Source organism: Bacillus sp. B15-48 (assembly GCF_016879755.1).
Classification (GTDB): Bacteria; Bacillota; Bacilli; order Bacillales; family Cytobacillaceae; genus Mesobacillus_B.
Map to the genome: position 1 here is coordinate 263,433 of NZ_WOFU01000005.1, position 24,299 is coordinate 287,731.

The following is a 24,299-nucleotide window of genomic DNA, read 5'->3' on the forward strand; positions in this document are numbered from 1 at the left end:
TTATCACAAAAAATTAGACATGCCTTAATAGCAAGAACAAAAGCGTAAGCACCTTGGTCAGCCCCGACAAGCGTTGGAGGGCCGGCTATTGAAGTCGCTCTTTGACTTCATTAGACAGACCGAAGCGACTCGAGGAGCTAGGCGCTGGAGCTAAACAACTAAAAAACAGAGGATTATTCATCCCCTGTTTCTAAAGCATCTCCTTCGAGCGACTCTTCTTCATTATCTTCCATTTTAGCTTTCTCGAATTTCTCAGTCGGTGATGTTAATTCGACAATTAAATAATCTCCTTCAATGACAGTCGTTCCAGCTTTGATGCTTTGTTTTGTTACATAGCCATTCCCAGCCTTATTTAATTTCAATCCAGACGTTTGCGCAAACTTCATTACATCCCGTAAAGACCAGTCAGTCATATCCGGAGCCGTTATTTCACCAGACGTTCTTAAAATAACACGTTCCCCTTCCATTGTCGTTGCCCCCGCTTCTGGAAGCTGTTGTTCAATCGTTTTTCCCTCTCCGACAACAATTGGCTTAAGCCCTTCTTCTTTAAGTACTTGCATAGCCTCCTCAGCTGAGGAACCTGTAACATCAGGAATTTCACTAACTCTTGCCTTTTCATACTGAACTGGTTGAATGTTTAAATATTGTAAGCTACTTTTCATCACTGGGTTAAAAATCTCCGATACAGGTACAGAACCATTCGTCGCCCCATCAATATTTGGTTTCTGAACAGCTACGTAAACGACTAACTCAGGGTCATCTGCCGGGGCCATCCCTAAGAAAGAAAAGAGGAAATTACTATGACCTGTTAAATATCTCCCATCAGCACCTGGAATTTGTGAAGTTCCCGTTTTCCCAGCAACTTCATACCCCTCAATTTGATAATTATTCCCTGTTCCAAAATCCTCATTTGACACTGTTGTTTCCAAAATATCCCGAACCTGTTGTGCCGTTTCTTTTGATATAGGTGTGCCTACTACTTGTGGTTCTTCCTCAAAAACAACTTCTCCTGTAGATGGATCAATAATTTTATCAATAATGCGCGGCTTCATCATTTTCCCATTATTACTAATCGCTGTCGTAGCCTGGACAAGCTGGATAGGAGTTACTGTCGTTCCTTGTCCAAAAGAAGTTGTAATTTTCTCTATTGGCCATTCATAGACAATTCTTCCTGTTACCTCATTAGGCAACGCAATTCCAGTTGGTTTTTCAAAACCAAAGGCAGTTAAATAATGTCTAAATGTATCCGTTCCAATTTTCTCATTAGCAAGTTTTGCAACCACTACATTTGAAGACCGTTGAATTCCTTCTAAATAGGTGATGGTTCCCCAGCCTCTGCCATAATTATGATCTCGAATGGGACTAGATTTAGGTGTCACTCGATAAGAGCCAGATTCATAATATTCGTTTGGGTTAAAGACATTTTCTTCGACCGCAGCCGCTAGTGTAAAGATTTTCATTGTCGAACCTGGTTCAATCGACGTTTCGATTGCTTCATTATGCCATGTTTTTTCTATTCCCGCTCTTGTTTCCGGATGGAAAGTCGGCCGCTGTCCCATTGCAAGAATATCGCCTGTTTTTGCATCAGCGACAACAGCAATAATTTTTTCAGGTTGATACTTTTCATTCACTTTTGTCATTGCATCTTCCAGGAACGTTTGAATTTTTTTATCAATCGTCAAATAAATATTATTGCCATCTTGCGCCGGGATAATTTCTTTTTCAGCGTTCGGAAGGAGGAATCCCCATAAATCACTTTCGACCTTTAACGAACCATTTTTTCCATTTAAGTGCTTATTGAATTTTTCTTCAATCCCAAGATGACCAATATTCTCAACTTTACCTTCTTCATTCTCTCTCTTTTCTACAAATCCAATTAGATGGGAAGAGAATACACCATTTGGATAAAATCGTTTCGCTCCTTTTATAAAGGTAATACCAGGCAAAGATTCCTTTTCAATTTCACTTTTCACTTTATGGGAGATGTCCCTGCCCGCCGCACCAAATTCTACTTGAAAAACACCTTCTTTTGTTAACCTCCTAAGAATTTCAGATTCATCTAATTCTATGTATTTTGATAACACTTTTGCTGTCGGTTGAGGATCAACCACATGCCGTGGTTGTTTTTCATTTGTAGTTACGTTTTCGTCAAGTATAGCCACTAGCGTATAGGCACTTGTATCTTCGGCAATAACCTCTTTAGTCCGGTCAAAAATCGTTCCTCTCACTGCCTCGATAATCGTTTCGTTTGAATATTTTTGTTGGGCTCTCGCTGCTAGTGCTTGTCCGTGAACCTCACCAGTAATCTGAATCGATAGAAATCGATAAATTAAGATAAAAAAGAGCAGGCTGAATAACACAAATAATCCAGCTGCTCCTACATTCATTTGGGGGTGTTTCTTATTCATTGTCCTTGCACAACCTTGATGTTATTTTCATTGAACGTTAATCCAAGTTTTTCAGCCTGTTCTTTTATCCGTTCATATGTGCTTAGCTCACTAATTTGCATTTCTAAGTCTTTATTTATTCTCTGTTGCTCTGTAATAGAATTTTCAACAAGTTGGATATCCTTATTTGCCGCGTATATGTCAGCCTGCTTGGAAAGGATAAAACCGGCGCCAATCGAGAGCATCACACCAAATGCAAGAATTAACACTTTTTCTCCAGGGGACAGCCAAGCGCTTTTTTTGGGGGCAGCCATTTTTTTAGGATTAATGGAAGGGTTTTGCTGTGATTGCTGCTGGGATTCGTGTTGTAATTTTTTTGCAAGATTGCTCATCGTTTCTCCTCCTGTTTTTCATAAATTCTATATAGGCAACTATCGTTATCAGATGATTAGAGTTTTTCAGCGATTCGTAACTTTGCCGAACGGGCCCGATTATTCTCTGAAAGTTCCTGTTCCGTAGGGAGGATTGGTTTTCTTGTCACCAATTTCATCTTTGGTTGAAACTCATCCGGTATAATCGGTAAACCTGGTGGCAAAGGTGGTGTTTCACTTGCCTTCTTAAATGTAACTTTACAAATTCGATCTTCTAATGAATGAAAAGTAATGACACTAATACGACCGCCTTTGGCAAGAATTTCGATCGCTTGTTCCAAAGAATTTTCAAAGACGCCTAATTCATCATTTACAGCAATTCTAATTGCTTGAAATACTCTTTTAGCTGGGTGACCGCCCGTTCTTCTAGCTGGTGCTGGAATTGAATCTTTAATCAAATCAACAAGTTCTCCAGTCGTCGTAAGCGGTTTCTCAGCCCTAGCAGACTCAATTTTTCTAGCAATTTGTTTTGAAAATTTTTCTTCTCCATACCGGAAGAAAATTTTCACTAACTTTTCATAAGGCCACTCATTTACAACATGATAGGCAGAAATATCCGCTTCTTGGTCCATCCTCATATCTAAAGGTGCATCATGATGATAGCTAAAACCACGCTCAGGTGTATCTAATTGTGGTGAGGAAACACCTAAGTCGTAAAGAACGCCATCAACTTCCTGGACTCCCCTAGCTTCAAGTTCAGCCTGCAAATGAAGAAAATTACTTTTAATTATCGTTAGTCGTTCACCATATTTAGCTAGTTTTTCTTGAGCATTATATATAGCTGTTTCATCTTGATCAAAAGCATATAATTTTCCCTTGTCGGAAAGTTTCGATAAGATCAGCTCACTATGTCCAGCACCACCGAGAGTACAATCCACATAAATACCATCTGGTTTAATATTAAGTCCTGCAACAGCTTCATCTAGTAATACAGTTGTATGTTTAAACATGTTGTCCCCTTTCCAATCATACATTCGGTTTAAACTTAACATAACCGAATGGATCAAATGCGCCTTAGGTTAAATATCAAATCCAATCATATTTTCCGCAATTTCAGCAAAAGATTCCTCTGATTGTACGAAATATTCTTCCCAAATTGATTTGCTCCAAATCTCAATCCGATTGGAAACACCTAAGATTACACATTCTTTTTCAAGTTTTGCGTACTGTAAAAGTGTTGATGGTAAATTAATTCTTCCTTGTTTGTCAATTTCACTCTCGCTGGCACCAGAGAAGAAAAAGCGGGTAAAAGCACGTGCATCCTTTTTCGTTAATGGGAGAGCTTTTAACTTTTCTTCTATAACTGCCCATTCAGACATTGGGTAACCAAACAAACATTGGTCTAGACCCCGAGTAATGATAAACACTTCTCCTAAATCATCGCGCAATTTCGCAGGGATGATTAAGCGGCCCTTCGTATCAATGTTGTGATGGTATTCTCCCATGAACATGCCTATTACCCCCACTTTCTAAATACAATGTACCACATCACCCCACTTTCCTCCACATATTTTTATTTATTCGCTTCTCTAATATCATTTCCTGCTTTTAGGACGATTTCACAACCATTTTTCCATCTACAAATCCCGGTTTTTTTTTACAAAAAAAAGACCCCTATTAGAAGGAGGTCTATCGTTTGATAACTTTATGTTTCCCATCAAAAGACAATGGCAATTTCACTAGTTCTGTAAAGAAATCAAGTCCGTATACATTCATATAATAAAATGGATTCCATACTCGTTCCTGCGGGGAACCACTTGGTCTCAAAGCATTTTCAATTCGAGTAAATTTCAGTAAAATATCATCATGTTTCCGACAAACCGACTCATAGATTTTTCTTTCCATGAATTCAATTTGGTTTATAAGAATGTCCTCATTTTTAGTAAGCAAAGGAAGCAAGCCCTTGTCGACCTTTTCCGTTTTGGCACGAACGAATTTATATTGCTCGACAAGTTGATTCCGCATTTCAACAAATAATTCTTCAAGGTCACGATCTTTTAAAGAGTCAATAAATTTGAGTTCATATTTACTCGTACCTGTTTCTAGGACATCCTGTAGATCAAGGTTTAATTTGTATAAATCCGTTTCAATCGAACGATCGAGAATGGTAATATTCAACCTTGGCACTAGCGGTGGCATTTTCAAATCAAAATACTCAAAGACAAGTTTAAGTTCAGCCCAATAAGCGATTTCCCCTGGTCCTCCGATAAATGCTAATGTAGGAAACAACCATTCTTGCATTAATGGCCTAGTGACAACATTATTACTTAGACGCTCAGGATATTCAGTAGCGATTGTCATTAATTCTTCAAGAGAAAAAGAGATTTCTCCATTTTTTTCTGTAAACAAATTTGTCTGATCTTCAAAACGTAAAAGAATTCGTTCTTTATTCTTTATATCATTATAAAAAAGATTTGCCCCATCTTCGCGAAGATCAATTGCCAAATTAAAATCGACTTTTTGAATTTCCTTCTGTTGATCCAAAACACATTTTGTAATTTCTTTATGATGGCGAATCTGCAACATAAAGAAATCTTTTTCTAGTTGTCTTAATTCTTGATTACCAGAATCGACAATTAACAAACCATGGTCTTTAAACATTTCCATAATAATCGTCGCAAAAAAATCAACAAATGATTGAGCCGAGGCGAGACAACTTTTCGCAAATTCTCGTAAATCATTCGTATGGCATGTTTCACCAAAAGTACCAATAATATCTTCAATCCAAGATAAACACGCTTCCTTATTAATCTCGATATCCGTTACCATAGATTTTTCATGGTTTCCATCCGGATAAATCCATTTTTCTGGTTTGTTGTTTTTTAACACATATACATGATTCACTTCTTGGTAATCATGGTCTTCTCCAGCAATCCAAAACACAGGGATAACCGGAATCCCCAGTTCTTGTTCTTTTTGCTCAGCTAGTTTAATGATTGAAATTACTTTATGAACAGAGTACAACGGACCCGTAAGTAGACCTGCTTGTTGACCACCTATTACTGCAACACTATTATCTAACTTGAGTCTTTCAATATTTTTCCTCACTTGTTCAGAGGAAGGAAATCGTGACATATACGTTCTTATATGTTCTGAGAGCTCTTGTCTGTAAAATGTTCGTTTTTTTAATTCCTCTAGACGAGCAGTATAGTCCGTATCCTTTTGATAATTATAATGAAAGAAGCTCTGAATTTCTTCACTTCCTCCCAGGTAACCGGTAGCAAAACGATTAACTGCTGGGAGGGAGAGATTCAAAATCTCCATACAAAAGTCTTCCTTTCTCGCAAACAAATTTCACTCTTAGTAGTATAGCATTGTTCGTTTCCAAAAGAAAAAGACTTTGTTTCATTCATTTATAGAAAAGCAACGATTCCTGAAACCCTTTGGTATAATCCAACAATGATTAGCACAAGATAAGCGAATAAAAACAAAAAGAAATTCATCCTCCAATATCCTTTAAATACACGTGGAAAGTTAATTTCTTGTTTGTATTTCCAGTGTAATAACACAAAACAAAAGGCTAATAGAATGAGAAAGAGGAATATCACCCAGAGGAAAGATTGTCCCCAAATAATATGAATTAAAAAATGTACGGAAATAATAAATAAAAGGGTACTAAAATCAATGGCTCTTAATACAGACAGCCTGTGATTTTTCGTTACTTGTTTACTTAAAATAAACATGACAATATACCCAATTAACGGGACAGTCACAAATAAAGCAACTGCACCTGATATAAAATCCGTCATTTACAATCCTCCCTTCTCGAATTCTTTGCCCTTAATAAGCTGATAATAATGACGAATAAGCGGTGTATTTATTTCGTTGTTCATGGCTACTTCATTTAAATATCCTAATATCGCATCAACTTCCGTTTTTCTCCCCTCTTCTATATCCTTAAGCATCGAAGACCGGTTCGTTGCTGTTTTATTACAAACAGCAACAATATGTTCAAAATGACTTTCTTTATTATGTATAGTTAGTACTGTAGCCACCTCTGCAAATAATTGGCTAGCAAGTTCATAAAAGTAAGGATTTGAAAGAAGAACACCATTTGGAATCATTAAGGTAGCCGTTAGTGGATTGATCACCGCATTGACTAGTAGCTTCCTAATAAGCATTTCGTGGTAATCTTGTTCAAACGCAAAGCTGAAGTCACTCGTTGTTGTATTTATCAACTTCTTAAGTTGTGTGGCACTGCCTTGGTAAACTGCACATCGTGTCACGCCATGTCCATTATGAGCCACTGTATTCCCATTCATTTTTGCCGCACCATGTTCGACAGAGCCAACATAGATATGATTCCATTTCAATTTAGCTATTCTTTTTAGATGCCCCATTCCATTTTGTAAAAAAAACAGGCAACCGTCTTCATTTATTTGCTCAGTTATTAAGGGCATAAGGGAGGAGAGTTGATACTCTTTAACAGTTATAACAGTGATTTCTTCCTTCCCTTCCCATTCTTCAATCGATCTCGCAGTGACCATTTGCCGAGTCGTAAGTCCTCCGTCCACCAATTGAATTCCTTCCTCATTAAGCAAGTTAGCTTGTTCATCTGTTCGCGTATATAAGGTCACTTCGTGCGTTTTATTTAAGTAGAAAGAATATAATAAACCGATTGATCCACCGCCAATAATCGCAATATTCATAAAAAAACCCCGATTCATTTATTTAGCTTTATTTTAACAGATAGCTACTTTATTTTGGGAGGTTTTCATCAACATATACCTATTAATTGTTGTAATAGCGGTAAAAAAGACGTGAATATGTAATCACGTCTTTTTTACTGCTTGCTTGTGAAAACCATCGGTAAAACTATTTTTTTACCAGCGGCCTGTTTTTTCAAGTCGTAGTCAATTTTCTCCAAGCACACTCCCCAAATTTAATCCTGTATTAGCAACAAACCTACTTTTCTTTTAAGTTCACTTTTTCTTTCACGTCTTTATTAACAATATTGTTTGGAAAATACCCCAATAAAACATCTGCAACATTTTGGGCAGCTTTTCTTTTTAATTCTGCTTCGGCTTCAACAGAATAAAACGCTGAATGGGGATTAATAATGACATTCTCCATGTTTAATAATGGATTATCACGCCCTATTGGTTCTACTTCGAGCACATCTAATCCAGCACCAGCTATTTTTCCTTCTTGCAATGCATGTATTAATGCTTTTTCATCAATAATTGGTCCACGTGCTGTATTAATGATAAAAGCTTCTTTCTTCATTTGATTAAACTGTTCAGTGCTAATCATTCCTTCTGTATGTTGATTTAAAGGCACATGTATAGAGATATAATCAGATTGCTTGCATAGTTCCTCTAAACTAACTAATTGAACATTTGCTTTATTGGCGACTTCAATTGGCACGAATGGGTCATAAGCAATGACATTCAATCCAAAAACTTGAGCTTTTTCTGCTAATGTTTGCGGAATATTTCCAAAACCAACTAACCCTAGTGTACGACCTCTCATACGATACACAGGCACCGCGACTTTGAAATCCCATGTCCCGCTTTTTACCGCATTATTCATTAGTGTGACTTTACGAATACTTGATAGCAATAAAGCCATCGCATGATCAGATACTTCATCTAAACAATAATCAGGAACATTCCCTACAATAATCCCTTTTTCTGTTGCAGCATCAACATCTACTGTGTTAAATCCAATTCCGTAACGAGAAATGATCTTGCATTTTTCAAGCTTATCAATTACTTTGCTTGGTATCAGAGCATACTGATTGAGCAACGCATCCGCATCTTTACATTTCTCAATTAATTCCTCTTCTGATTTGCATTGTTCAAGTATTAATTCAATCCCAAGCTTTTTTAACACTTCTTCCTCAGGAAAAAACGTATCGTATTCATAATCGGTTACAACTACTTTAAACTCGCTCATAGTAAAACTCCTTTTTACTTCCGAAAATTAACAAAATTGGTTTTTAAGATGACGTAATGTAACAGCCTTATTTTTTTCTCGCATTTTGAATGCGTCTAATGTATTCTTTTGCCGTTTCTGTTAAAATTTCATACCGTTCTTCAGCTATGGCACTTTCCTTCACTAACGAACCTCCAGCACCAACAGCTACCGCACCATTTCTGATAAAGCTTTCAACATTATCTACACTCACTCCACCAGTTGGCATCACCGGAATATGACTTAAAGGTCCTTGTAAATCTTTAATATATTTTTCTCCAAGGACTCCCCCTGGGAAAACCTTCAATATATCGGCTCCTACTGAATAAGCATTAATGGCTTCAGTCGGTGTCATCACGCCAGGAATAGATATTTTTCCATATCGATTGGTGATTTGAATCGTTTCTACATCAAAACTTGGGCTAAAAATAAAATCAGAACCAGCATCAATCGCCGCTTTAGCTGAAATCGCATCTAAAACGGTCCCTGCTCCCACAAGAACCTTATCATTATATTTTTCTTTTAAATCACTAATCATTTTCAATGCACCTGGTGTATCTAAGGTAATCTCAAGCGCGCCTGTTCCACCCGCTACTAGGGCTTCAGCAATATAGTGAATCTGTGCTTTACTCGGTTTACGAATAACTGCAATAAGACCAGATTCTTTTATACGCATTAAATTTTCCCATTTTTTCATCTTTGTAGGAGCTCCCCTTTTGTTATCGATTAACATCTCTTGATTGACCAGCAGGCTGCATAAATTGTTCAACAGCAGTAAATGTTGGTAAGCCTTCAACATCTCCGCTCATTCCTACAACCATTGCGCCAATCGCATTCGCACGTCTTACCACCTGATGTAATGGTTCCTGTCGTAAAATCCCACTAATGATTCCAGCAGCAAAACCATCTCCCGCTCCTACGGGATCGACTACTTGGGTGACAGGGAAACCTTCAACATACGCTTTTTCATGTTTCGTATGTAAATAGGCCCCTTTGCTGCCAAGCTTAATGATAATCGTCTTTTCTCCACCATTCATTAATGCTTCGGCAACTTCCTCTACTTCTTGCTTTCCTGTTATTAATTGCCCTTCATCTAGTCCAGGCAAAATCACATCCGCACTCATGGCAATTTCATTAAACACTTGCTTCGCCCGTTCAGCAGACCATAACTTTAATCGCAAGTTAGGATCAAAAACAATCATTGTTCCACTTTCTTTGGCAACTTTAACCGCTTTCATGACAAGTTCATAACATGATTCACTTAATGCCGGAGTAATCCCTGAAATATGGAGGATTTTTGCTTCTTTTATATCGCTTGAGTTGAGATCTGCTGGTTCCATTAAGCTAGCAGATGATCCTTTTCGATAATAGTAAACATTCACATCTTCTGGAGACATCTGTTCCTTAAAAAGAAGTCCAGTTGGGGCTTGATTGGTAAAGAGGCAGGAAGATGTGTCAACTCCTTCTCCACGGACGAAATTCCGAATAAAGCGACCAAATGGGTCGTCACCAAGCTTACTAAACCACTTAACTGAGTGACCCAGCCTCGATAAACCAATCGCTACATTTGATTCTGCGCCCCCAATTCTTTTTGGGAATTGATGCACATACTCAAGAGGGAGCATTTGTTCAGGCTGAAATAACACCATTGTTTCACCGAAGGTAAATACATCATACTTTCTCATCTAAAATAACCTCTTTTAAATTGAATTTTAATTACTAAAAAAACAAATAAATTTACAGAACAAAAAGACCTACTAATCTTTTCGCCATATTGTTATATGAAAAATATTGTTACCGCTTCCATTTTGATAAAAATAGAAACCGTTTTCAAAAAAGACATGAGAATACGGTCATTCAAACCCATTTTAAAGGAATTTATTATTTGTAGCAAGAATTTTTTTTAGTATACTATTATTATGAAAAAAATTTTTTCCTTACGAAAATCTTTATTTTAAAAAGGACCCATCTTCATTTTCATTCAAAGGCCCAAGCTTTAAAAGATGAGAGTTGAATAACAAAATTGCTCATGCAAAAATAAATAAAAGAATAAATGTTAGGAGATAAAAAATGACTGATTCACAAACACCCACCTGCTTTCTGCGGATTCGCGCCATTTATCCACAGCTTAGCGATAAAGAAAAAAAAGTAGCCGACCTGATCCTAAGCGATCCCGAAAAGATCATTCACGCAACGATTAATGAAATTGCTGGAGAGTTGGGCATTGCCGATGCTACTGTCTTCCGTTTTTGTAAAAGAATTGGGTTTAAAGGGTATCAAGCCTTAAAAATCGCCTTAGCTACTGAAAGTAAGGCTCCACTAAAAGAAATCCATGCCGAAATTAACGATGGTGACGACGAAAAAGCGATCATAACAAAAGTGTTTAAGTCCAATATAAGAACATTGGAAGATACATCAAAAATCATCAATTTCAATGATTTTACAAAAGCGACAAACGTTCTAATTGGAGCTAGGAAAATCGATTTTTATGGAAATGGTGGTTCTGGGCCAATTGCATTAGATGCACATCATAAGTTTTTGCGAACAGGGTTACTCTCAAGCTGGTATAATGACCCTCACTTACAAATGATGAGCGCAGCTCAATTAACATGTGAAGATGTCATTGTCTGCATTTCTCATTCAGGAACGAGTAAAGACGCAATTGAAATCCTGAATATCGCTAAATCGAACGGTGTGAAAACAATTGGAATTACTCATTATGGCAACACGCCGCTCAGTCAAATCGCAGACATTTCATTGCTAACGATGTCTGAAGAAACAGAATTCAGAACGGAAGCTCTGGCTTCACGGCTTGCACAATTAAGTATCATTGACGCTCTGTATGTAAGCGTCTGCCTTCAGATGAAAGATCAAGTAAAACAATCAATTAATAAATTGAGAAATGCAATGGCTGTAAAACGCCTTTAAAAAAGAGTCTTTAGGATCCTAAAGACTCTTTCTTTTAAGAAATTCACGCTAAAAAAATTGCTCCGTAAACGAGTGAACCGAGAATAACAAAGGCAGGATGGACTTTAAACTTTTCCAATAGCAGAAAGCTCGCAATAATTAAGATTAATGTTTGAACACTGCCAATTCCAGAGAAAGAAGTGTTAATAAAGCTTAATGTCATTCCTCCTAATAGTACAGCAATAGTCGGACGAACATAAGTTGTCATTCGTTTTACTTTAGGTGATTCTTTATATTTTAATAATAGGCCTAGAAGTACGACCATTAAAATAAGTGATGGTGCTACAGTAGCGAAAACCCCAATTCCTGCACCGAGAATTCCTCCTTGCTGAAAGCCAATATAGCCTGCCATTTTTGTAGCAATCGGACCTGGAAGCGCATTTCCCATCGCTAACACTTCACTGAATTCTGATACAGTTAACCATCCATAACGACCAACCACTTCTTTTTCGACAAGAGGGATTGATGCCGGGCCTCCACCATATCCGACGATCCCTGGGATGAAAAATGCTAGGAATATTTGCCAATAAATCATAAATCTACCCCTTTTCCTACCCTTTGTTCCACTTTAGCTGACTTATCTTTTTTTACTAATGCAACTATTAATAAGCCTGCAATGACAACAGCTGGATGGAAACTTAGGACTTCTAGTAAAAAAAGGCTAACAATCACAAAAAGACTAGCATTCAAAAATCCAAGACTATTTTTTGATTTTTTTAAGAAGTCCCAAGTAAGCGTCGCTAACATTACACCTACAACAGGTACAACCGCTTTCGTCATTCCAGCTACCCATGGTAGTGACTTAAAGGAAGATAAGGAGGTTAATAGAAAGATAATTAAAATAATCGTCGGGACAATTGTCGCGAGCACAGCGTTTAACAACCCGAGAATTCCAGCAACTCGATAGCCAATATAGCCTGCCATCTTCGTTGCAATCGGACCTGGAAGTGCATTTCCAAGTGCCAATACATCAGCAAACTCATCCTCATCCATCCATTTATACTTTTCCACTACTTCTTTATGTACGAGGGGAATTGAGGAAGGACCACCACCATATCCTAATATTCCAACACGAAAAAAAGCTAAAAACAATTGCCTATGGACCATCATTCATCACCCTTTTGGTTATCTATACCATCTAATCTAGAGCCTTATTAAAACGGATGGATAATCATATAGCATTAAAAAAACGGAAACAAAACTCCATAACGAAAGCATTTTATCCATTTGCCTTTACAATAAGGAACCTTTTTATTATTATAATACATAGAATAACGACAAATCTATACAATGTTCAGAAATGACAAAAAATCTAAACTTGCTATCGCTTAATTTCTAATTAATTAAAAATTCGTTTGAAATGTGGTGGATGAATGAAATTAGACGAAATTGATCGAAGGATTCTACAGCTTTTAAGTGAAAATGGAAGAATGTCCTACGTAGATATCGGGAAAGAAGTGAATCTATCGCGTGTTTCTATTCGTGAAAGAGTCAATCAACTCATAGAAAATGGGGTAATTGAAAAATTCTCAATCGTAATTAATTCAGAAAAAGTCGGCAAATCTGTTTCTGCTTTTTTTGAAGTGGATTGTGAACCATCATCATTAGTAAATGTGGCTGAAAATTTGGCGAATAATCCACATGTCGCTAGTTGTTATCAAATGACGGGACCAAGCACGTTGCATATGCATGTTCTTGTTGAAGATTTCAGTGCGTTAGAAAGCTTTATTAATGAAGAATTATACAGCCTTCACGGCATTACGAGAGTGGAAAGTCATATTTTATTACGACGATTTAAGAGTAGAACCGGTTTAAAATTATAAAATTCATCACTTACAAAATTTAGAAAACGCTTTCTTAATCTTAAATTGCAGAAGTTTTCATTTATTTCATATATAATAGTAATAATAAAAGCTGCAATCTTAATATTTGAGTTTCTATTCTGCAAAGCAGCTAAATAGGGGGATTTAAGGTGACTCATAAAGTAGAAAAATTAAAAATTAATTATAAGACACTTGAGGAGTTTAAAAAGTTCAAACAATATGGACAGCAGGAGCTGTCTATGCTTGAAGAACTTGAGGCAAACTTAATTGAAAATGGCAGCGAGTCGCCATTTTACGGAATTTATTTCGGTGATCGGCTCGTCGCAAGGATGAGCCTCTATCAAATTGAAGCGAAATTTGATCGCTACTTTGATCCACCGCAAGATTATTTGGAACTTTGGAAACTTGAAGTTTTACCTGATTATCAAGGAAAAGGTTATGGGAGAACCTTAGTAGAATTCGCTAAAACATTGGGACTTCCTATTAAAACAAACGGAAGAGTTAATTCCTCCGAATTTTGGGCTTCAATGGGCTTCACCCCTGTCACTTATGAGGTTGAACGCGATCGCGGGGAAAACCCATTTGTATGGTACCCTAATGGTGTGAAAGCACAAATCCATGAATCCTCACACAGTATTAGTGAGTAAATTCATTTACTCACTATCATTCACTATAAAGTGCCCTCGGAAATCTCCGAAGGCACTTTATTCTCTCAACCTGTTTGGTCATCTTTTCCACCCACTATCTTTTTGGCTCGCTCCATAATCCCAAGCAGCGCGCGGTGATCATTTTCAATTGCTTGCAGATGAGAACTGAGTTTTTCCCTTTCAGCTGTCAATTGAGAAACGGTTGCTTCAAGTTCATTAATGCGTCCCTCATATTTTGCGATGGTATCTGCTTGACTTTGTGACTTTTCAACTTTCGCATACAGTTTATCAATAAACCCCTTTACAGTAACGATATCAATTGATTCTTTTCCTTTTGAGTCGAAAGAAGTTGCGATAGGTGACGACATTTCTTCGGAACTTTCAATCTTTTTAGACTGCTTCTTTAATTCTTTTCGTTGTTTTTTTGCGAGTTCAATCCCAGATGTATACTGCTTGCGAACAAATGAATTCCAACGAAATCCACAGGCAGCGCTTGTTCTAGAAAGTCTTTTTCCTACTTCTTCAAAAGCCTTAAGCTGTGTTCCACCTTCTTTTATATGACGCAGAACAGTTTCAGCAAGAAGTAAATCCTCATCCTGTGTCCATGCATCTTGTCGGGTGATAGGCATCAGACCATCCCTCCTAGTTTTTATTTCATTCATATGCTTCTACTAGGAAAGATAGAATAAAGTGATTATTTTTTTAAGAATTCATCAACTTTTTGATGATGTAGTTCTTCCCCCCATAAGATCGCGCAATTCTCCACCTCTTTTTCTATTCTTTCAAGAATAGAGGATTCCAGCCATTTTCGCTTCAATATTGACTTGTAGGCTGCTAAGACGCTCGGGTCCTTTTCCAATAACTTATTAAGGAAAGTAAGACAACTTTCATAAGAATCCCCATCATATAACTCATTCAAAAAACCCATTTTTAAAAGTTCCTCGTCTGAGTAAATCGTACTGTCCGCTAGCATTTTAAGGGCTACTGACGAAGGAAACTTCTCAAATAGAATGGTTCCTCCTCCCCATCCTGTTGTGATTCCAAGCCCGCCTTGAACAAAACCAGCCTTCAATCCTTTTCTTCCTAGGCGGAAATCGCACGCTGTGGCAATCTCACAACCTCCACCTGTCGCCGTGCCATTCATTAACGCAATTGTTGGTTTAGAAAGTAGAAGGATCTTCCCAACTATATTTGCCATCCTCGAAAGCATCGGATAGGCCTCGTCTCTCGTTTTTAGTTGATGAAATTCAGATAAATCACCACCAGAACAAAACGCTTTCTCTCCTACTCCTGTAATTATGAATGCTTTAATATCCGAAGATTCTGCTATTTCAACCGCTGTTTCTAACCCTTCGATCACTTCATAATTTACTGCATTCCTTTTCTTTTCCCTATTAATTTTAAAAAATAACAAGCCATTTTGCTCTTCTGTTATGGAATACGCGTTCATTGTTTCTCCTCCCTATTAGCAACATCAATATCTTCATTATTTTACCATTTAGAGAAACAAAAGTGGTAGCACCTTGTTCGGGCACGTTGTCAAGCATTACCTGAACGACAAAAAAGCACAGGAGGTGTCCTGTGCTTTTTATTCAAGAAAAATTAGTCATTTACGACTTCTTTTCCTTTGTATGTTCCGCATTCTTTACATACACGGTGAGCAAGTTTCATTTCACCGCAGTTAGGGCACGCAACCATGCCTGGAACTTGTAATTTAAAATGAGTACGGCGTTTTCTTTTTGCAGTTTTAGACGTTCTTCTAAATGGTACAGCCATTCTTCCCACCTCCTTAAAGAGATTTAAAGGTAGTTTGTTGAAGTCCAGATTAACCGGTTCTTCATCATTTTAGTACAGGTGATTCAATCATTTGATGAATCATTTTGTTCAAAGAACTTGGCGAGTTCGGCAAGCCGTGGATCCACTTTTTGTTGCTTTTCTTTTCCGCGAATCACTTCCCAATCTTTTCCTGATTGGGGAGCACCACCCTTGCTATTGTCATCATCACTAAAAACCTGCATTGGCACTTCAAGTAAGAGAATTTCTCTAATCACAGGCATTAAATCAATGACATCGCCTTTTACACGATGTACTTCTTCACCGGTTTCATATTCAGCTTCACCTAAAAGGAAGGTTTCAGTTGTTTCTACATTAACTGGATAGTTAACATCAACCAGTGTCCGAGAACAAGGAAGGATCAAATAACCAACAATACGAATATGAAAGGTTATTTTTGTTGAACTAATGTCAACCCTACCCGTTATATGCATCGGTGATACGTCACGAATGGATGAATCAACATCTTTAATCTCATCCACCTTTATCGTTTCATCCACCGCAAAGTCCTTGTTTCGATATTTTTGTAACTGACTCATTGTCCATTTCATAGAATCACCCCAAGGCAACAAAGGTAATTATAGCTTTCGCTTACCTATTTGTCAATATTTTTTCTTTACAGTATAATGTAAACGTTATTACATAGATTTAAACACTTTCCGTTTAGCGATTCTTCTTTCTTACATGATAGAAGAAATGAAGGAGGAAAAATGAAAGCAGTCGGGGTAATTGTTGAATATAATCCTTTTCATAATGGCCATAAGTACCATCTTGAGCGAGCTAAAGAAACATCTGGCGCCTCAATTGTTATTGCAGTCATGAGCGGCAACTTCCTACAACGTGGTGAACCAGCATTATTATCCAAATGGGCGCGTACCGAAATGGCTTTGCTTGGTGGTGTTGATCTCGTTTTCGAATTGCCTTATCGGTTTGCCACGCAAAATGCTGATATTTTTGCAGGCGGAGCTGTGTCAATTCTCGAAGCTGCACGGTGTGATTCCCTTTGTTTCGGAAGCGAATCTGGTGACCTACAGACTTTCACTAATACACTAAGTTTTCTTGATGAAAATGAGGAATCTTTCCATAAAAGTGTAAAAGAATATAGCGGCCAAGGGGTGAGCTATCCAAAAGCCGTTTCACTTAGTTTTGATTCGCTTGCAGACAACAATCAGCTGCTTGATTTAACAAAACCAAACAATAGTCTAGGCTTACAATATGTTTCTGCTATTAAGAAACAACAAGCATCAATAAAAGCAATGACGATTACACGAAAGAATGCACAATATCATGACGACCAGTTTTCCTCAAATACCATTGCAAGTGCAACAAGCATACGAAAAGCATTATTTACTAATGTTAGCGGGGTTCACTCTTATCTTCCGCATACTTCTTATCATTTACTCTTAAAATATAAAAAAGATTATGGACAATTCCATTCATGGGAAAATTATTGGCCATTACTAAGATATAAACTGCTTCAATGCCAACGAAACGAACTAAAGGAGTACCATGAAGTTGAAGAAGGCATAGAAAACAGACTATTTAATGCCGCTATTCATGCAGATTCTTTCCAAACTTTCATGAAAATTGTTAAAACGAAACGATATACGTGGACAAGATTGCAAAGGGTTTGTCTCCATCTATTAATGAATATTAAAAGGGAAGAAATGATTAAGACAGAAAAGGCTGACTATTTAAGGCTATTAGGTATGACGAAGGCAGGCAGAGAATATTTACATATGAATAAAAATCATTTCACCCTCCCTGTCATTTCAAAAGTATCGGCAAATAGTGACTTGCTTGAACTCGACATCCGTGCATCAAGAATGTATTCACTAGGCCTACCAATCGAAAAACAAAACGAGCTTCTCAAACTCGAATTTTCACAACCACCCATTTATATATAGTGATCGACAGTAGACTTTTTGGTCATTTCTAAAAGAGCGAGAAAAACAAGCTGAAGTTTCAATCAGCTTGTTTTTGTTTCAAATTTTCAAAGAAAAAAATAGCATCATCAAAATGATCGACCGGAATAATCTTCATAGTTGTATTTATATCAGCAGCCGTTTGAACAGCTACTTCATAATTTGAATCTTGACCTCCCTCTTCACTCGGGGCTAAAAAGAAATCCGCACCTGCTTTATCAGCAGCCACAATCTTTTGCTCAATCCCACCAATTCGACCAACATTTCCATCCGGGGAAATCGTCCCAGTTCCGGCAATATGATACCCTTTCGTTAAATCCTCTTTTATTAACTGATTATAAATTTCTAGTGAAAACATCAAGCCTGCCGAAGGTCCGCCAATTTCATCTGTTTTCACTTCGACTTTAGGGTCAACCACCAATTCCTTATCATCTATTAATGAAATTCCAATCCCGGCCCGCCCACTATTATCACTAAATTCTTGCAAAGCAAGCTCCAATTTCTCTGTATGGCCGTTTTTATCAACAGTCAATGTAATTGTTTCACCCGCATCTTTGCTTGAAACATAGTTGATAAATTCTGTAGAGGAGTTGAAGTTGTTCCCATCAATTTCAACAATACGGTTCCCGACTTCCAATTTTCCTTCTGCTGGCATATCAGGGATCACTTGAAGAACAAAAATCCCTTTATATTTATACTCAATAGGCAGGCCTGCCTTTTTATAGGCAACCTCAATTGCATTCATTTTCGAGTGATCCATCATATGAAGCTGCCGACTCGTATAATCTGCATCTGTTTCATTCTCACCACGGATTTCCTCTAATGTGTAAATATGTTGGTAATCACTAAATTGAGCCATCAAATAGGAATAAATATTCGCTCTTCCCATTCTAATGGTTGTTAACATTAAACTACCTTCTATCTCATGTCCACCTTCAACCTTGATAATTGGCGCTAACTCTTTAGCCATTCCAGGTTTAGATACATAATAGGGCAAATGGTATAATGAACTAATAAAGAGCAGCACGGCTAATATTAGTGTTAATCTTAATGTTCTTTTGTTACTCATGATGATTGCGGCTCCTTCCATTGCGCAATTACTTCATTGATTTTTACGATATTCTTTTTTGCCTCTTCCTCACCGATGGAAATAATTTCATCAATATTAGTAAATTCCTTAGAACTATACATTTCTACTCTTGGCCTTATCATAATATCTGATGCATATTCCCTACTTTTTACAAGTTCCATTTGCATAATATCAAGACTTTGCATAATTACATCAAATATAGATGAAATTTCAACCTTTGTTTTAACATGAGAAACATCTACAGCTATGACGAGATCAGCCCCCATTTCCTTTACGACAGATACAGGAATACGATCGACGACGCCACCATCAATTAATAAACGTCCGTTCAATTTTTCCGGAGTAAAAATTCCGGGGATGGCTATACTCGCCCTAACAGCATCTGCAATCGGCCCTGTTTTAAAAACCACTTTTTCACCTGAAACTAAATCGGTTGCGACAACAGCGGTCGGGATATCTAATTGTTGCAATTCTTTCCCATGTGTAAATATTCGAATAAGCTCCTTTACTCTCTTTCCAGCAATAAAGCCCATCTTAGGTACAGTAAAATCCAAATAATATTTTCTCTTGAAAGCTTTTGATAATTTATAAAGCCGATTTATGTCCAAACCCGCAGCATAAAAGCAACCAACCATCGCTCCCATACTGCTTCCAGCAATCATATCGATTGGAATTTTCGCGTCCTTCAGCACCTTTATCACACCAAGATGAGCAAACCCTCGAGCTCCCCCCGACCCAAGAGCTAAACCAATTTTGGGACGCCTCAAATCAATTTCCCCCTTTTATCTTAGATAAACTTTTGGTCTAAAATTCAATTTTGACCAGTATATTGGATTATATGAGGACAAGGTGTTATTCAATGATGTTCCTACTTCTTATATATGGCTTAATTTGGTTCTTAAGTACAATATGTAGTCCATATATAACCATCGTGCTAATAGATAATATTCTTTATTTTATCACTGTTTAATTAGGTTTCACAGCAGAAGCGCTGCGTAGGGAGGATGTTTTGTGTTTAAATCAAAGTTAAAAACAATATTCCTTGCCATTTCGGTTACTGTTTTGGCGGCATCAATGATTATTTTTCCGAAAGAATCATTAGACGCATCCATAAGAGGGTTAAATATGTGGTGGGAAATCGTTTTTCCGTCATTACTCCCTTTCTTCATCTTATCTGAATTATTAATTGGGTTTGGTGTTGTAAAGTTTATTGGTGTCCTCCTTGAGCCCTTCATGAGACCGTTATTCCGCGTACCGGGTGTAGGTGGTTTTGTATGGGCAATGAGTATGGCATCAGGTTCTCCGTCTGGAGCAAAACTTACAGCTACATTAAGATTGGACAAACAGCTTAGTAAAATAGAAGCCGAAAGACTTGCTTCATTTACCAATTCTTCTAATCCTCTATTTATTTTTGGAGCCGTTTCAGTAGGCTTTTTTCATAACGCCCAACTTGGGGTGATTCTAGCAATGGCGCACTATCTTGGGATTATAAGCGTTGGGTTATTGATGAGATTTTATGGTAATAATGAAGATAATGCAAATGACGAACCTAAAGAAAAGAAAAGAAAGGTTTCTCTTCTCGCAGCTTTTTCTGCATTACATGAAACTCGGGTTAATGATGAGCGTCCAATCGGAAAATTACTTGGTGACGCTGTTATGTCATCCATCCAAACACTGTTAATGATCGGTGGATTCATTATTATTTTCTCTGTTATTAATAAAATTCTATTTCTTTTAGGGATAACTGCGTTTCTAGCCAGCTTTATTGAACTAGCCTTACAATTCCTTGGATTAAATGAAATGTTAAGTATGGCGTTTATTTCTGGCCTATTTGAAATCACAATGGGAAGTCAATTAGCTAGTCAAGTTCAAGACGCAACTTTATTAAATCAAATGATTATTACTAGCTTTATCCTTGGTTTCGGTGGGTTTAGTGTCCAAGCACAAGTGGCAAGTCTTCTCGCACCTACAGATATTCGCTTTAAGCCTTTTTTCATCGCCAGAATTTTTCATGGTGTACTTGCTGCTCTTTATACACTACTTTTATGGGAACCCGTTTATATCCGTTTTTTTCAGTCAGAAAGTCCGTCTAATGCAATGCCTGTAATGAATAGACTTGTAGAGGAAGGTTCTAAATTAGCTGATTTCCATTTCTCATTTACGGAATTAGGTCCTTTAATTACCCTTTGTTCTTTATTGATTTATATCCTTATTTACTACAAACGGATGCAGAATGAATCTAAATAAAAGCGAGCCAATGGCTCGCTTTTATTTAAATTTGGCAATTAATGCTTGTTCCACTTCCGGCGGAACAAGTTCTGAAATATCACCATGATATTGGGCGATTTCTTTCACGATACTTGAACTTAAGAATGAATACTGGTTATTTGTCATCATGAAAAGTGTTTCAATTTTTTTGTTAAGTAATCGGTTCATAGAAGTAATTTGCATTTCATACTCAAAGTCTGATACAGCTCTTAACCCACGAATGACAGTATTCGCATTGATACTCGCCGCATATTCAACCATTAACCCATTAAAAGTATCAACTTTTACATTCGGAATGGTTTTTGTTACAGTCCGTATCAATTCCATTCTTTCTTCTACAGTAAACAAAGGTTTCTTCGATGAATTATTAAGTACTGATACATATACTTCATCAAACACCTTTGCTCCTCTCGAAATAATATCTAAATGACCATTCGTAATTGGATCAAAACTACCTGGACAAACAGCTATTGACGCCATTATGTTCTCCCTTCTTCCTCTTCCTTTTCTTTATATGTATAAATTGATAAGCCTACAATACCATATTCTTCGTATCGAATTTGGTCGAATTTCGTAATATTTTTAGGTAATTTTATTTCAGCATCATGTTCACAAATAATTATCCCATCGTCTTTTAGCAAATGATCATGATCGATTATTTCTACTAAGTTAACAAGTTGTTGTTTTTTATAAGGCGGATCCAAAAAAATGTAATCAAACTGGATTTCTCTTTTTTTAATCGCTTTTAATGCTCTTTTTGCTTCGTTTCGATAAACCTCTACATGTTGTACTAAGTTGCACGCATCAATATTTTCATTAATAATTTTGATCGCTTTTGGATCTAAATCAACAAAAATAACTTTCTCAAGTCCTCTGCTTAAAGCCTCAATTCCTAGCCCACCGCTGCCAGCAAATAAATCAAGACCTACGCCGCCAGCAAAATAAGGACCAATCATATTAAACAAAGCCTCTTTTACCTTATCTGTTGTCGGTCTAGTCGTATGACCAGGAACCGCTTTCAATCGATATCCTTTTAATTTTCCTGATACAACCCTCATATTCTAACTCCCTCACTAATGAGTATCGACCATTTTTCCTCACTTAGCTTTCCTCACATAAAAAAATAGTATCCAAAAATGTATAAGCTTCTCTTTTGTGGAAATAATATAATTAACAACATCAATTCGAGGATGTTGTTGCCAACCGCGGAGAAGACTTACGTTTCCCCTTAAGTTCTTCCTCCGGTTTCTCCTCTCCCTTTGCCTTCTATCTCAAATATGAGATGTGGAAGGACCCTGCAAATATGCAGGGTTTTCTTTTTTTATATCATCGTTTGGCGAACCTTAAAAGCAAAGACAAAAAGCGCAAGCGCCTCTCGTCAAAAAGCAAAGGTGCTAAACGCTTTATTAAATCCCCATCTTATAGTCATATTCTTTTGCTTTATCAGGGATTGAATTTTCGTATTTCATTTTTAAAAATGGCTTATAGGAGGGTTCAACCTTTTTTACAAAGGAATATGAACTGATTTTCTGAATCAATGCCTCCGTGTCCTCTTGATTGCAATACAGGACTACATATTTTAGCCTACGTGATACGTAATGGACATTCCCGAATCTTCTAAGCATTTTAGCCTGCTTTAATGAGTAAAGCCAAATAATGATTCCTTGTCTTTGACCAATCATATTCCTTCCCCTTCAAAAAACATATCTGTTTTTTTTCATAGTTTAGCATAAATAGACTACTCTTTACAATCACCCATTAGAAAAGTTTTCCAAAAAACAAAAGCATGGGAGACCCCATGCTTACGAACATCCACAACTTCCGCCGCTCCCACAGCCACCGCTACATCCTCCAGCAGTATCAAAAAACGGGTTTCCTGTCGGCACTTTTACATGATCAGAAACAGATTTGCCAATGATAACGCTAATTTCGTCCAATAACCCTTGAAGATCGTTTTCTGCTTTTTTAAATTCTGAAACACAGTCATCAAGGTCTACTTCCCTTTTCAAAATTCGAATTTGACTCATGACTTCTTTATACTCAGGGTGATACCTTCCGAACCTTTGCACTTCTTCATAGCGTTCCTTCATCTTAACAAAAGCGTGAATCTTATGTTGTGTTTCCTTCGTTGTTTTAACTTTATATAGAGATTGCCGATAATTTTCAACGACATCGGAATTTAGGACCATTTGAATAAGTTCATCCGCTTTATCCAAAAGTTCAACTCTTTCAATTGTAGCAAGCATGGTTGCCCACCTCCGTACAATATTCTAACACGAATCGGTGAGAAAAGCGATGCAACCAAAAATAGCTTCTTTGTTCAAAAGTAGCTTATGTCTGTGAATTCATATTTGCAAACATTTGCATCATCATGGACGCCATCTGTACTCCATTCGTAAACTTTTGAACTTGGTGCGGGATTGTTCGCTCATAAAAATGCAGAGCGGAAATTTCTAGTGAGCTAAACTCATTCGGGTTCCTTGATAATCTTCGGTACCAATGAGGCTGAAGTCTGATAAATTCTTGTAATTCCTTTTGTTGACGAATCTGTTCAATTATTTCTTTTCTCATAGTACGCTCCTTCAATCTTTTCTAAAAGAAAAAGGATGTGGAGGGCCATCATTTTTCGGTGTATTTGTAGGTTGATTTCCTTGGAACTGCGAGAGTACACCCTGTATTGCTGCAATGGCTTGACTTAAATGATGAATTTGACCTTGTATCTGGTCAGAATCCATATTTTTTACAGCTGTCATCACTTTAGCTACCCAATCTCCTTTGTTTTCTTGAGTCGTCGTTTTCGCCTTCTCTGTGGCACCTTCACGGTAAGGATCCCACCGACTGTCATCTTCCCCAAGTAAGTACCACTCTTCATATAACTCTTGCCATGTTGCCTTTTCATTTCTAACTTCTTGAACTAATTTCGGATTTTTTTTAACGAATTCTTTAAACTGCTTAATAGTGGGATGTAGCTCTTTCGTTGCCATGTTCATCACCTCGCATCATTACAATTGC

Annotated in this window: 29 protein-coding genes; 5 read left to right on the top strand and 24 right to left on the bottom strand. The window is 37.3% G+C overall.

What is annotated here, in order from left to right:
• Window positions 1–173: 173 nt before the first annotated feature.
• The 10 genes from GNT69_RS17390 to GNT69_RS17435 form a co-directional block, all read right to left on the bottom strand.
• The gene (locus GNT69_RS17390; RefSeq protein WP_203556244.1) at window positions 174–2,408 is read right to left on the bottom strand and encodes a penicillin-binding protein; all 2,235 of its coding nucleotides are present in this window, start codon (window positions 2,406–2,408) and stop codon (window positions 174–176) included.
• A complete protein-coding gene (gene ftsL, locus GNT69_RS17395; protein ID WP_203556245.1) occupies window positions 2,405–2,779 on the bottom strand; it encodes a cell division protein FtsL in 375 nt (124 codons plus the stop codon). Before ftsL ends, GNT69_RS17390 begins: the two co-directional genes overlap by 4 nt.
• Window positions 2,780–2,835: 56 nt before the next feature.
• On the bottom strand, window positions 2,836–3,768 hold the full coding sequence (rsmH, locus tag GNT69_RS17400) for a 16S rRNA (cytosine(1402)-N(4))-methyltransferase RsmH (RefSeq protein ID WP_203556246.1): 933 nt from the start codon (window positions 3,766–3,768) through the stop codon (window positions 2,836–2,838).
• 69 nt (window positions 3,769–3,837) lie between these two features.
• Window positions 3,838–4,269 (bottom strand): division/cell wall cluster transcriptional repressor MraZ, encoded by a 432-nt coding sequence (gene mraZ / locus GNT69_RS17405; RefSeq protein WP_203556247.1) that lies wholly within the window; start codon window positions 4,267–4,269, stop codon window positions 3,838–3,840.
• A 178-nt stretch (window positions 4,270–4,447) separates the two neighbouring features.
• Window positions 4,448–6,082 carry a bacillithiol biosynthesis cysteine-adding enzyme BshC gene (bshC, locus tag GNT69_RS17410; RefSeq protein WP_203556248.1) on the bottom strand — a complete coding sequence of 545 codons (1,635 nt, stop codon included), beginning with the start codon at window positions 6,080–6,082 and terminating at the stop codon, window positions 4,448–4,450.
• An 89-nt stretch (window positions 6,083–6,171) separates the two neighbouring features.
• Window positions 6,172–6,567: a DUF3397 domain-containing protein gene (locus tag GNT69_RS17415; RefSeq protein WP_203556249.1), complete on the bottom strand. Its 396-nt coding sequence runs from the start codon at window positions 6,565–6,567 to the stop codon at window positions 6,172–6,174.
• Window positions 6,568–7,467, bottom strand: a complete 900-nt coding sequence (locus GNT69_RS17420; RefSeq protein ID WP_203556250.1) for a 2-dehydropantoate 2-reductase — start codon at window positions 7,465–7,467, stop codon at window positions 6,568–6,570.
• Window positions 7,468–7,723: 256 nt separating this feature from the next.
• Window positions 7,724–8,716, bottom strand: coding sequence for a C-terminal binding protein (locus GNT69_RS17425; protein WP_203556251.1), 993 nt, complete (start codon window positions 8,714–8,716; stop codon window positions 7,724–7,726).
• Between the two features lie 67 nt (window positions 8,717–8,783).
• Window positions 8,784–9,431 (bottom strand): bifunctional 4-hydroxy-2-oxoglutarate aldolase/2-dehydro-3-deoxy-phosphogluconate aldolase, encoded by a 648-nt coding sequence (locus tag GNT69_RS17430; RefSeq protein WP_203556252.1) that lies wholly within the window; start codon window positions 9,429–9,431, stop codon window positions 8,784–8,786.
• A 22-nt stretch (window positions 9,432–9,453) separates the two neighbouring features.
• Window positions 9,454–10,419, bottom strand: coding sequence for a sugar kinase (locus GNT69_RS17435; protein WP_203556253.1), 966 nt, complete (start codon window positions 10,417–10,419; stop codon window positions 9,454–9,456).
• Between the two features lie 385 nt (window positions 10,420–10,804).
• Here GNT69_RS17435 and GNT69_RS17440 point away from each other — a divergent pair, with 385 nt between their 5' ends.
• Window positions 10,805–11,662, top strand: coding sequence for a MurR/RpiR family transcriptional regulator (locus GNT69_RS17440; protein ID WP_203556254.1), 858 nt, complete (start codon window positions 10,805–10,807; stop codon window positions 11,660–11,662).
• A 43-nt stretch (window positions 11,663–11,705) separates the two neighbouring features.
• Here the strand turns inward: GNT69_RS17440 and GNT69_RS17445 are convergent, their stop codons facing one another.
• On the bottom strand, window positions 11,706–12,236 hold the full coding sequence (locus GNT69_RS17445; protein WP_203556255.1) for a chromate transporter: 531 nt from the start codon (window positions 12,234–12,236) through the stop codon (window positions 11,706–11,708).
• Complete coding sequence (locus tag GNT69_RS17450) at window positions 12,233–12,808, bottom strand: chromate transporter (RefSeq protein ID WP_203556305.1); 576 nt, start codon at window positions 12,806–12,808, stop codon at window positions 12,233–12,235. Before GNT69_RS17450 ends, GNT69_RS17445 begins: the two co-directional genes overlap by 4 nt.
• 266 nt (window positions 12,809–13,074) lie before the next feature.
• Between GNT69_RS17450 and GNT69_RS17455 the strand changes: the two genes are divergently transcribed.
• Both GNT69_RS17455 and GNT69_RS17460 read left to right on the top strand, forming a co-directional pair.
• Complete coding sequence (locus GNT69_RS17455) at window positions 13,075–13,524, top strand: Lrp/AsnC family transcriptional regulator (RefSeq protein WP_203556256.1); 450 nt, start codon at window positions 13,075–13,077, stop codon at window positions 13,522–13,524.
• A gap of 149 nt (window positions 13,525–13,673) precedes the next feature.
• Window positions 13,674–14,171 (top strand): N-acetyltransferase, encoded by a 498-nt coding sequence (locus GNT69_RS17460; RefSeq protein ID WP_203556257.1) that lies wholly within the window; start codon window positions 13,674–13,676, stop codon window positions 14,169–14,171.
• A 65-nt stretch (window positions 14,172–14,236) separates the two neighbouring features.
• Here GNT69_RS17460 and GNT69_RS17465 read toward each other — a convergent pair whose 3' ends face one another.
• From GNT69_RS17465 to GNT69_RS17480, 4 genes are all read right to left on the bottom strand, one after another.
• Window positions 14,237–14,800: an RsfA family transcriptional regulator gene (locus tag GNT69_RS17465; RefSeq protein WP_203556258.1), complete on the bottom strand. Its 564-nt coding sequence runs from the start codon at window positions 14,798–14,800 to the stop codon at window positions 14,237–14,239.
• A 65-nt stretch (window positions 14,801–14,865) separates the two neighbouring features.
• Entirely contained in the window at window positions 14,866–15,621 is a 756-nt protein-coding gene (locus GNT69_RS17470) for an enoyl-CoA hydratase/isomerase family protein (protein WP_203556259.1), read from the bottom strand.
• Window positions 15,622–15,773: 152 nt separating this feature from the next.
• Window positions 15,774–15,947 (bottom strand): 50S ribosomal protein L32, encoded by a 174-nt coding sequence (gene rpmF, locus GNT69_RS17475; RefSeq protein WP_046522242.1) that lies wholly within the window; start codon window positions 15,945–15,947, stop codon window positions 15,774–15,776.
• An 83-nt stretch (window positions 15,948–16,030) separates the two neighbouring features.
• Window positions 16,031–16,555 carry a YceD family protein gene (locus GNT69_RS17480; protein WP_203556260.1) on the bottom strand — a complete coding sequence of 175 codons (525 nt, stop codon included), beginning with the start codon at window positions 16,553–16,555 and terminating at the stop codon, window positions 16,031–16,033.
• A 159-nt stretch (window positions 16,556–16,714) separates the two neighbouring features.
• Here GNT69_RS17480 and GNT69_RS17485 point away from each other — a divergent pair, with 159 nt between their 5' ends.
• Entirely contained in the window at window positions 16,715–17,911 is a 1,197-nt protein-coding gene (locus GNT69_RS17485) for a nucleotidyltransferase (RefSeq protein WP_203556261.1), read from the top strand.
• A gap of 58 nt (window positions 17,912–17,969) precedes the next feature.
• On the opposite strand, the gene GNT69_RS17490 is transcribed toward GNT69_RS17485, so the two are convergent.
• Both GNT69_RS17490 and GNT69_RS17495 read right to left on the bottom strand, forming a co-directional pair.
• A complete protein-coding gene (locus GNT69_RS17490) occupies window positions 17,970–18,998 on the bottom strand; it encodes a SepM family pheromone-processing serine protease (RefSeq protein WP_203556262.1) in 1,029 nt (342 codons plus the stop codon).
• Complete coding sequence (locus GNT69_RS17495; RefSeq protein WP_203556263.1) at window positions 18,995–19,786, bottom strand: patatin-like phospholipase family protein; 792 nt, start codon at window positions 19,784–19,786, stop codon at window positions 18,995–18,997. The genes GNT69_RS17490 and GNT69_RS17495 overlap by 4 nt, the downstream gene beginning before the upstream one ends.
• Window positions 19,787–20,030: 244 nt before the next feature.
• Here GNT69_RS17495 and ylbJ point away from each other — a divergent pair, with 244 nt between their 5' ends.
• A complete protein-coding gene (gene ylbJ / locus GNT69_RS17500; RefSeq protein WP_203556264.1) occupies window positions 20,031–21,266 on the top strand; it encodes a sporulation integral membrane protein YlbJ in 1,236 nt (411 codons plus the stop codon).
• Window positions 21,267–21,287: 21 nt separating this feature from the next.
• On the opposite strand, the gene coaD is transcribed toward ylbJ, so the two are convergent.
• From coaD to GNT69_RS17530, 6 genes are all read right to left on the bottom strand, one after another.
• Window positions 21,288–21,767, bottom strand: coding sequence for a pantetheine-phosphate adenylyltransferase (gene coaD / locus GNT69_RS17505; RefSeq protein ID WP_203556265.1), 480 nt, complete (start codon window positions 21,765–21,767; stop codon window positions 21,288–21,290).
• Entirely contained in the window at window positions 21,767–22,345 is a 579-nt protein-coding gene (gene rsmD / locus GNT69_RS17510) for a 16S rRNA (guanine(966)-N(2))-methyltransferase RsmD (RefSeq protein ID WP_203556266.1), read from the bottom strand. The genes coaD and rsmD overlap by 1 nt, the downstream gene beginning before the upstream one ends.
• A 348-nt stretch (window positions 22,346–22,693) precedes the next feature.
• Window positions 22,694–22,969 (bottom strand): YlbG family protein, encoded by a 276-nt coding sequence (locus GNT69_RS17515; protein ID WP_203556267.1) that lies wholly within the window; start codon window positions 22,967–22,969, stop codon window positions 22,694–22,696.
• A gap of 120 nt (window positions 22,970–23,089) precedes the next feature.
• Window positions 23,090–23,533: a YlbF/YmcA family competence regulator gene (locus GNT69_RS17520; RefSeq protein WP_203556268.1), complete on the bottom strand. Its 444-nt coding sequence runs from the start codon at window positions 23,531–23,533 to the stop codon at window positions 23,090–23,092.
• Between the two features lie 85 nt (window positions 23,534–23,618).
• Window positions 23,619–23,858, bottom strand: coding sequence for a YlbE-like family protein (locus GNT69_RS17525; protein WP_203556269.1), 240 nt, complete (start codon window positions 23,856–23,858; stop codon window positions 23,619–23,621).
• Between the two features lie 11 nt (window positions 23,859–23,869).
• A complete protein-coding gene (locus GNT69_RS17530) occupies window positions 23,870–24,271 on the bottom strand; it encodes a YlbD family protein (protein WP_203556270.1) in 402 nt (133 codons plus the stop codon).
• Window positions 24,272–24,299: the final 28 nt, after the last annotated feature.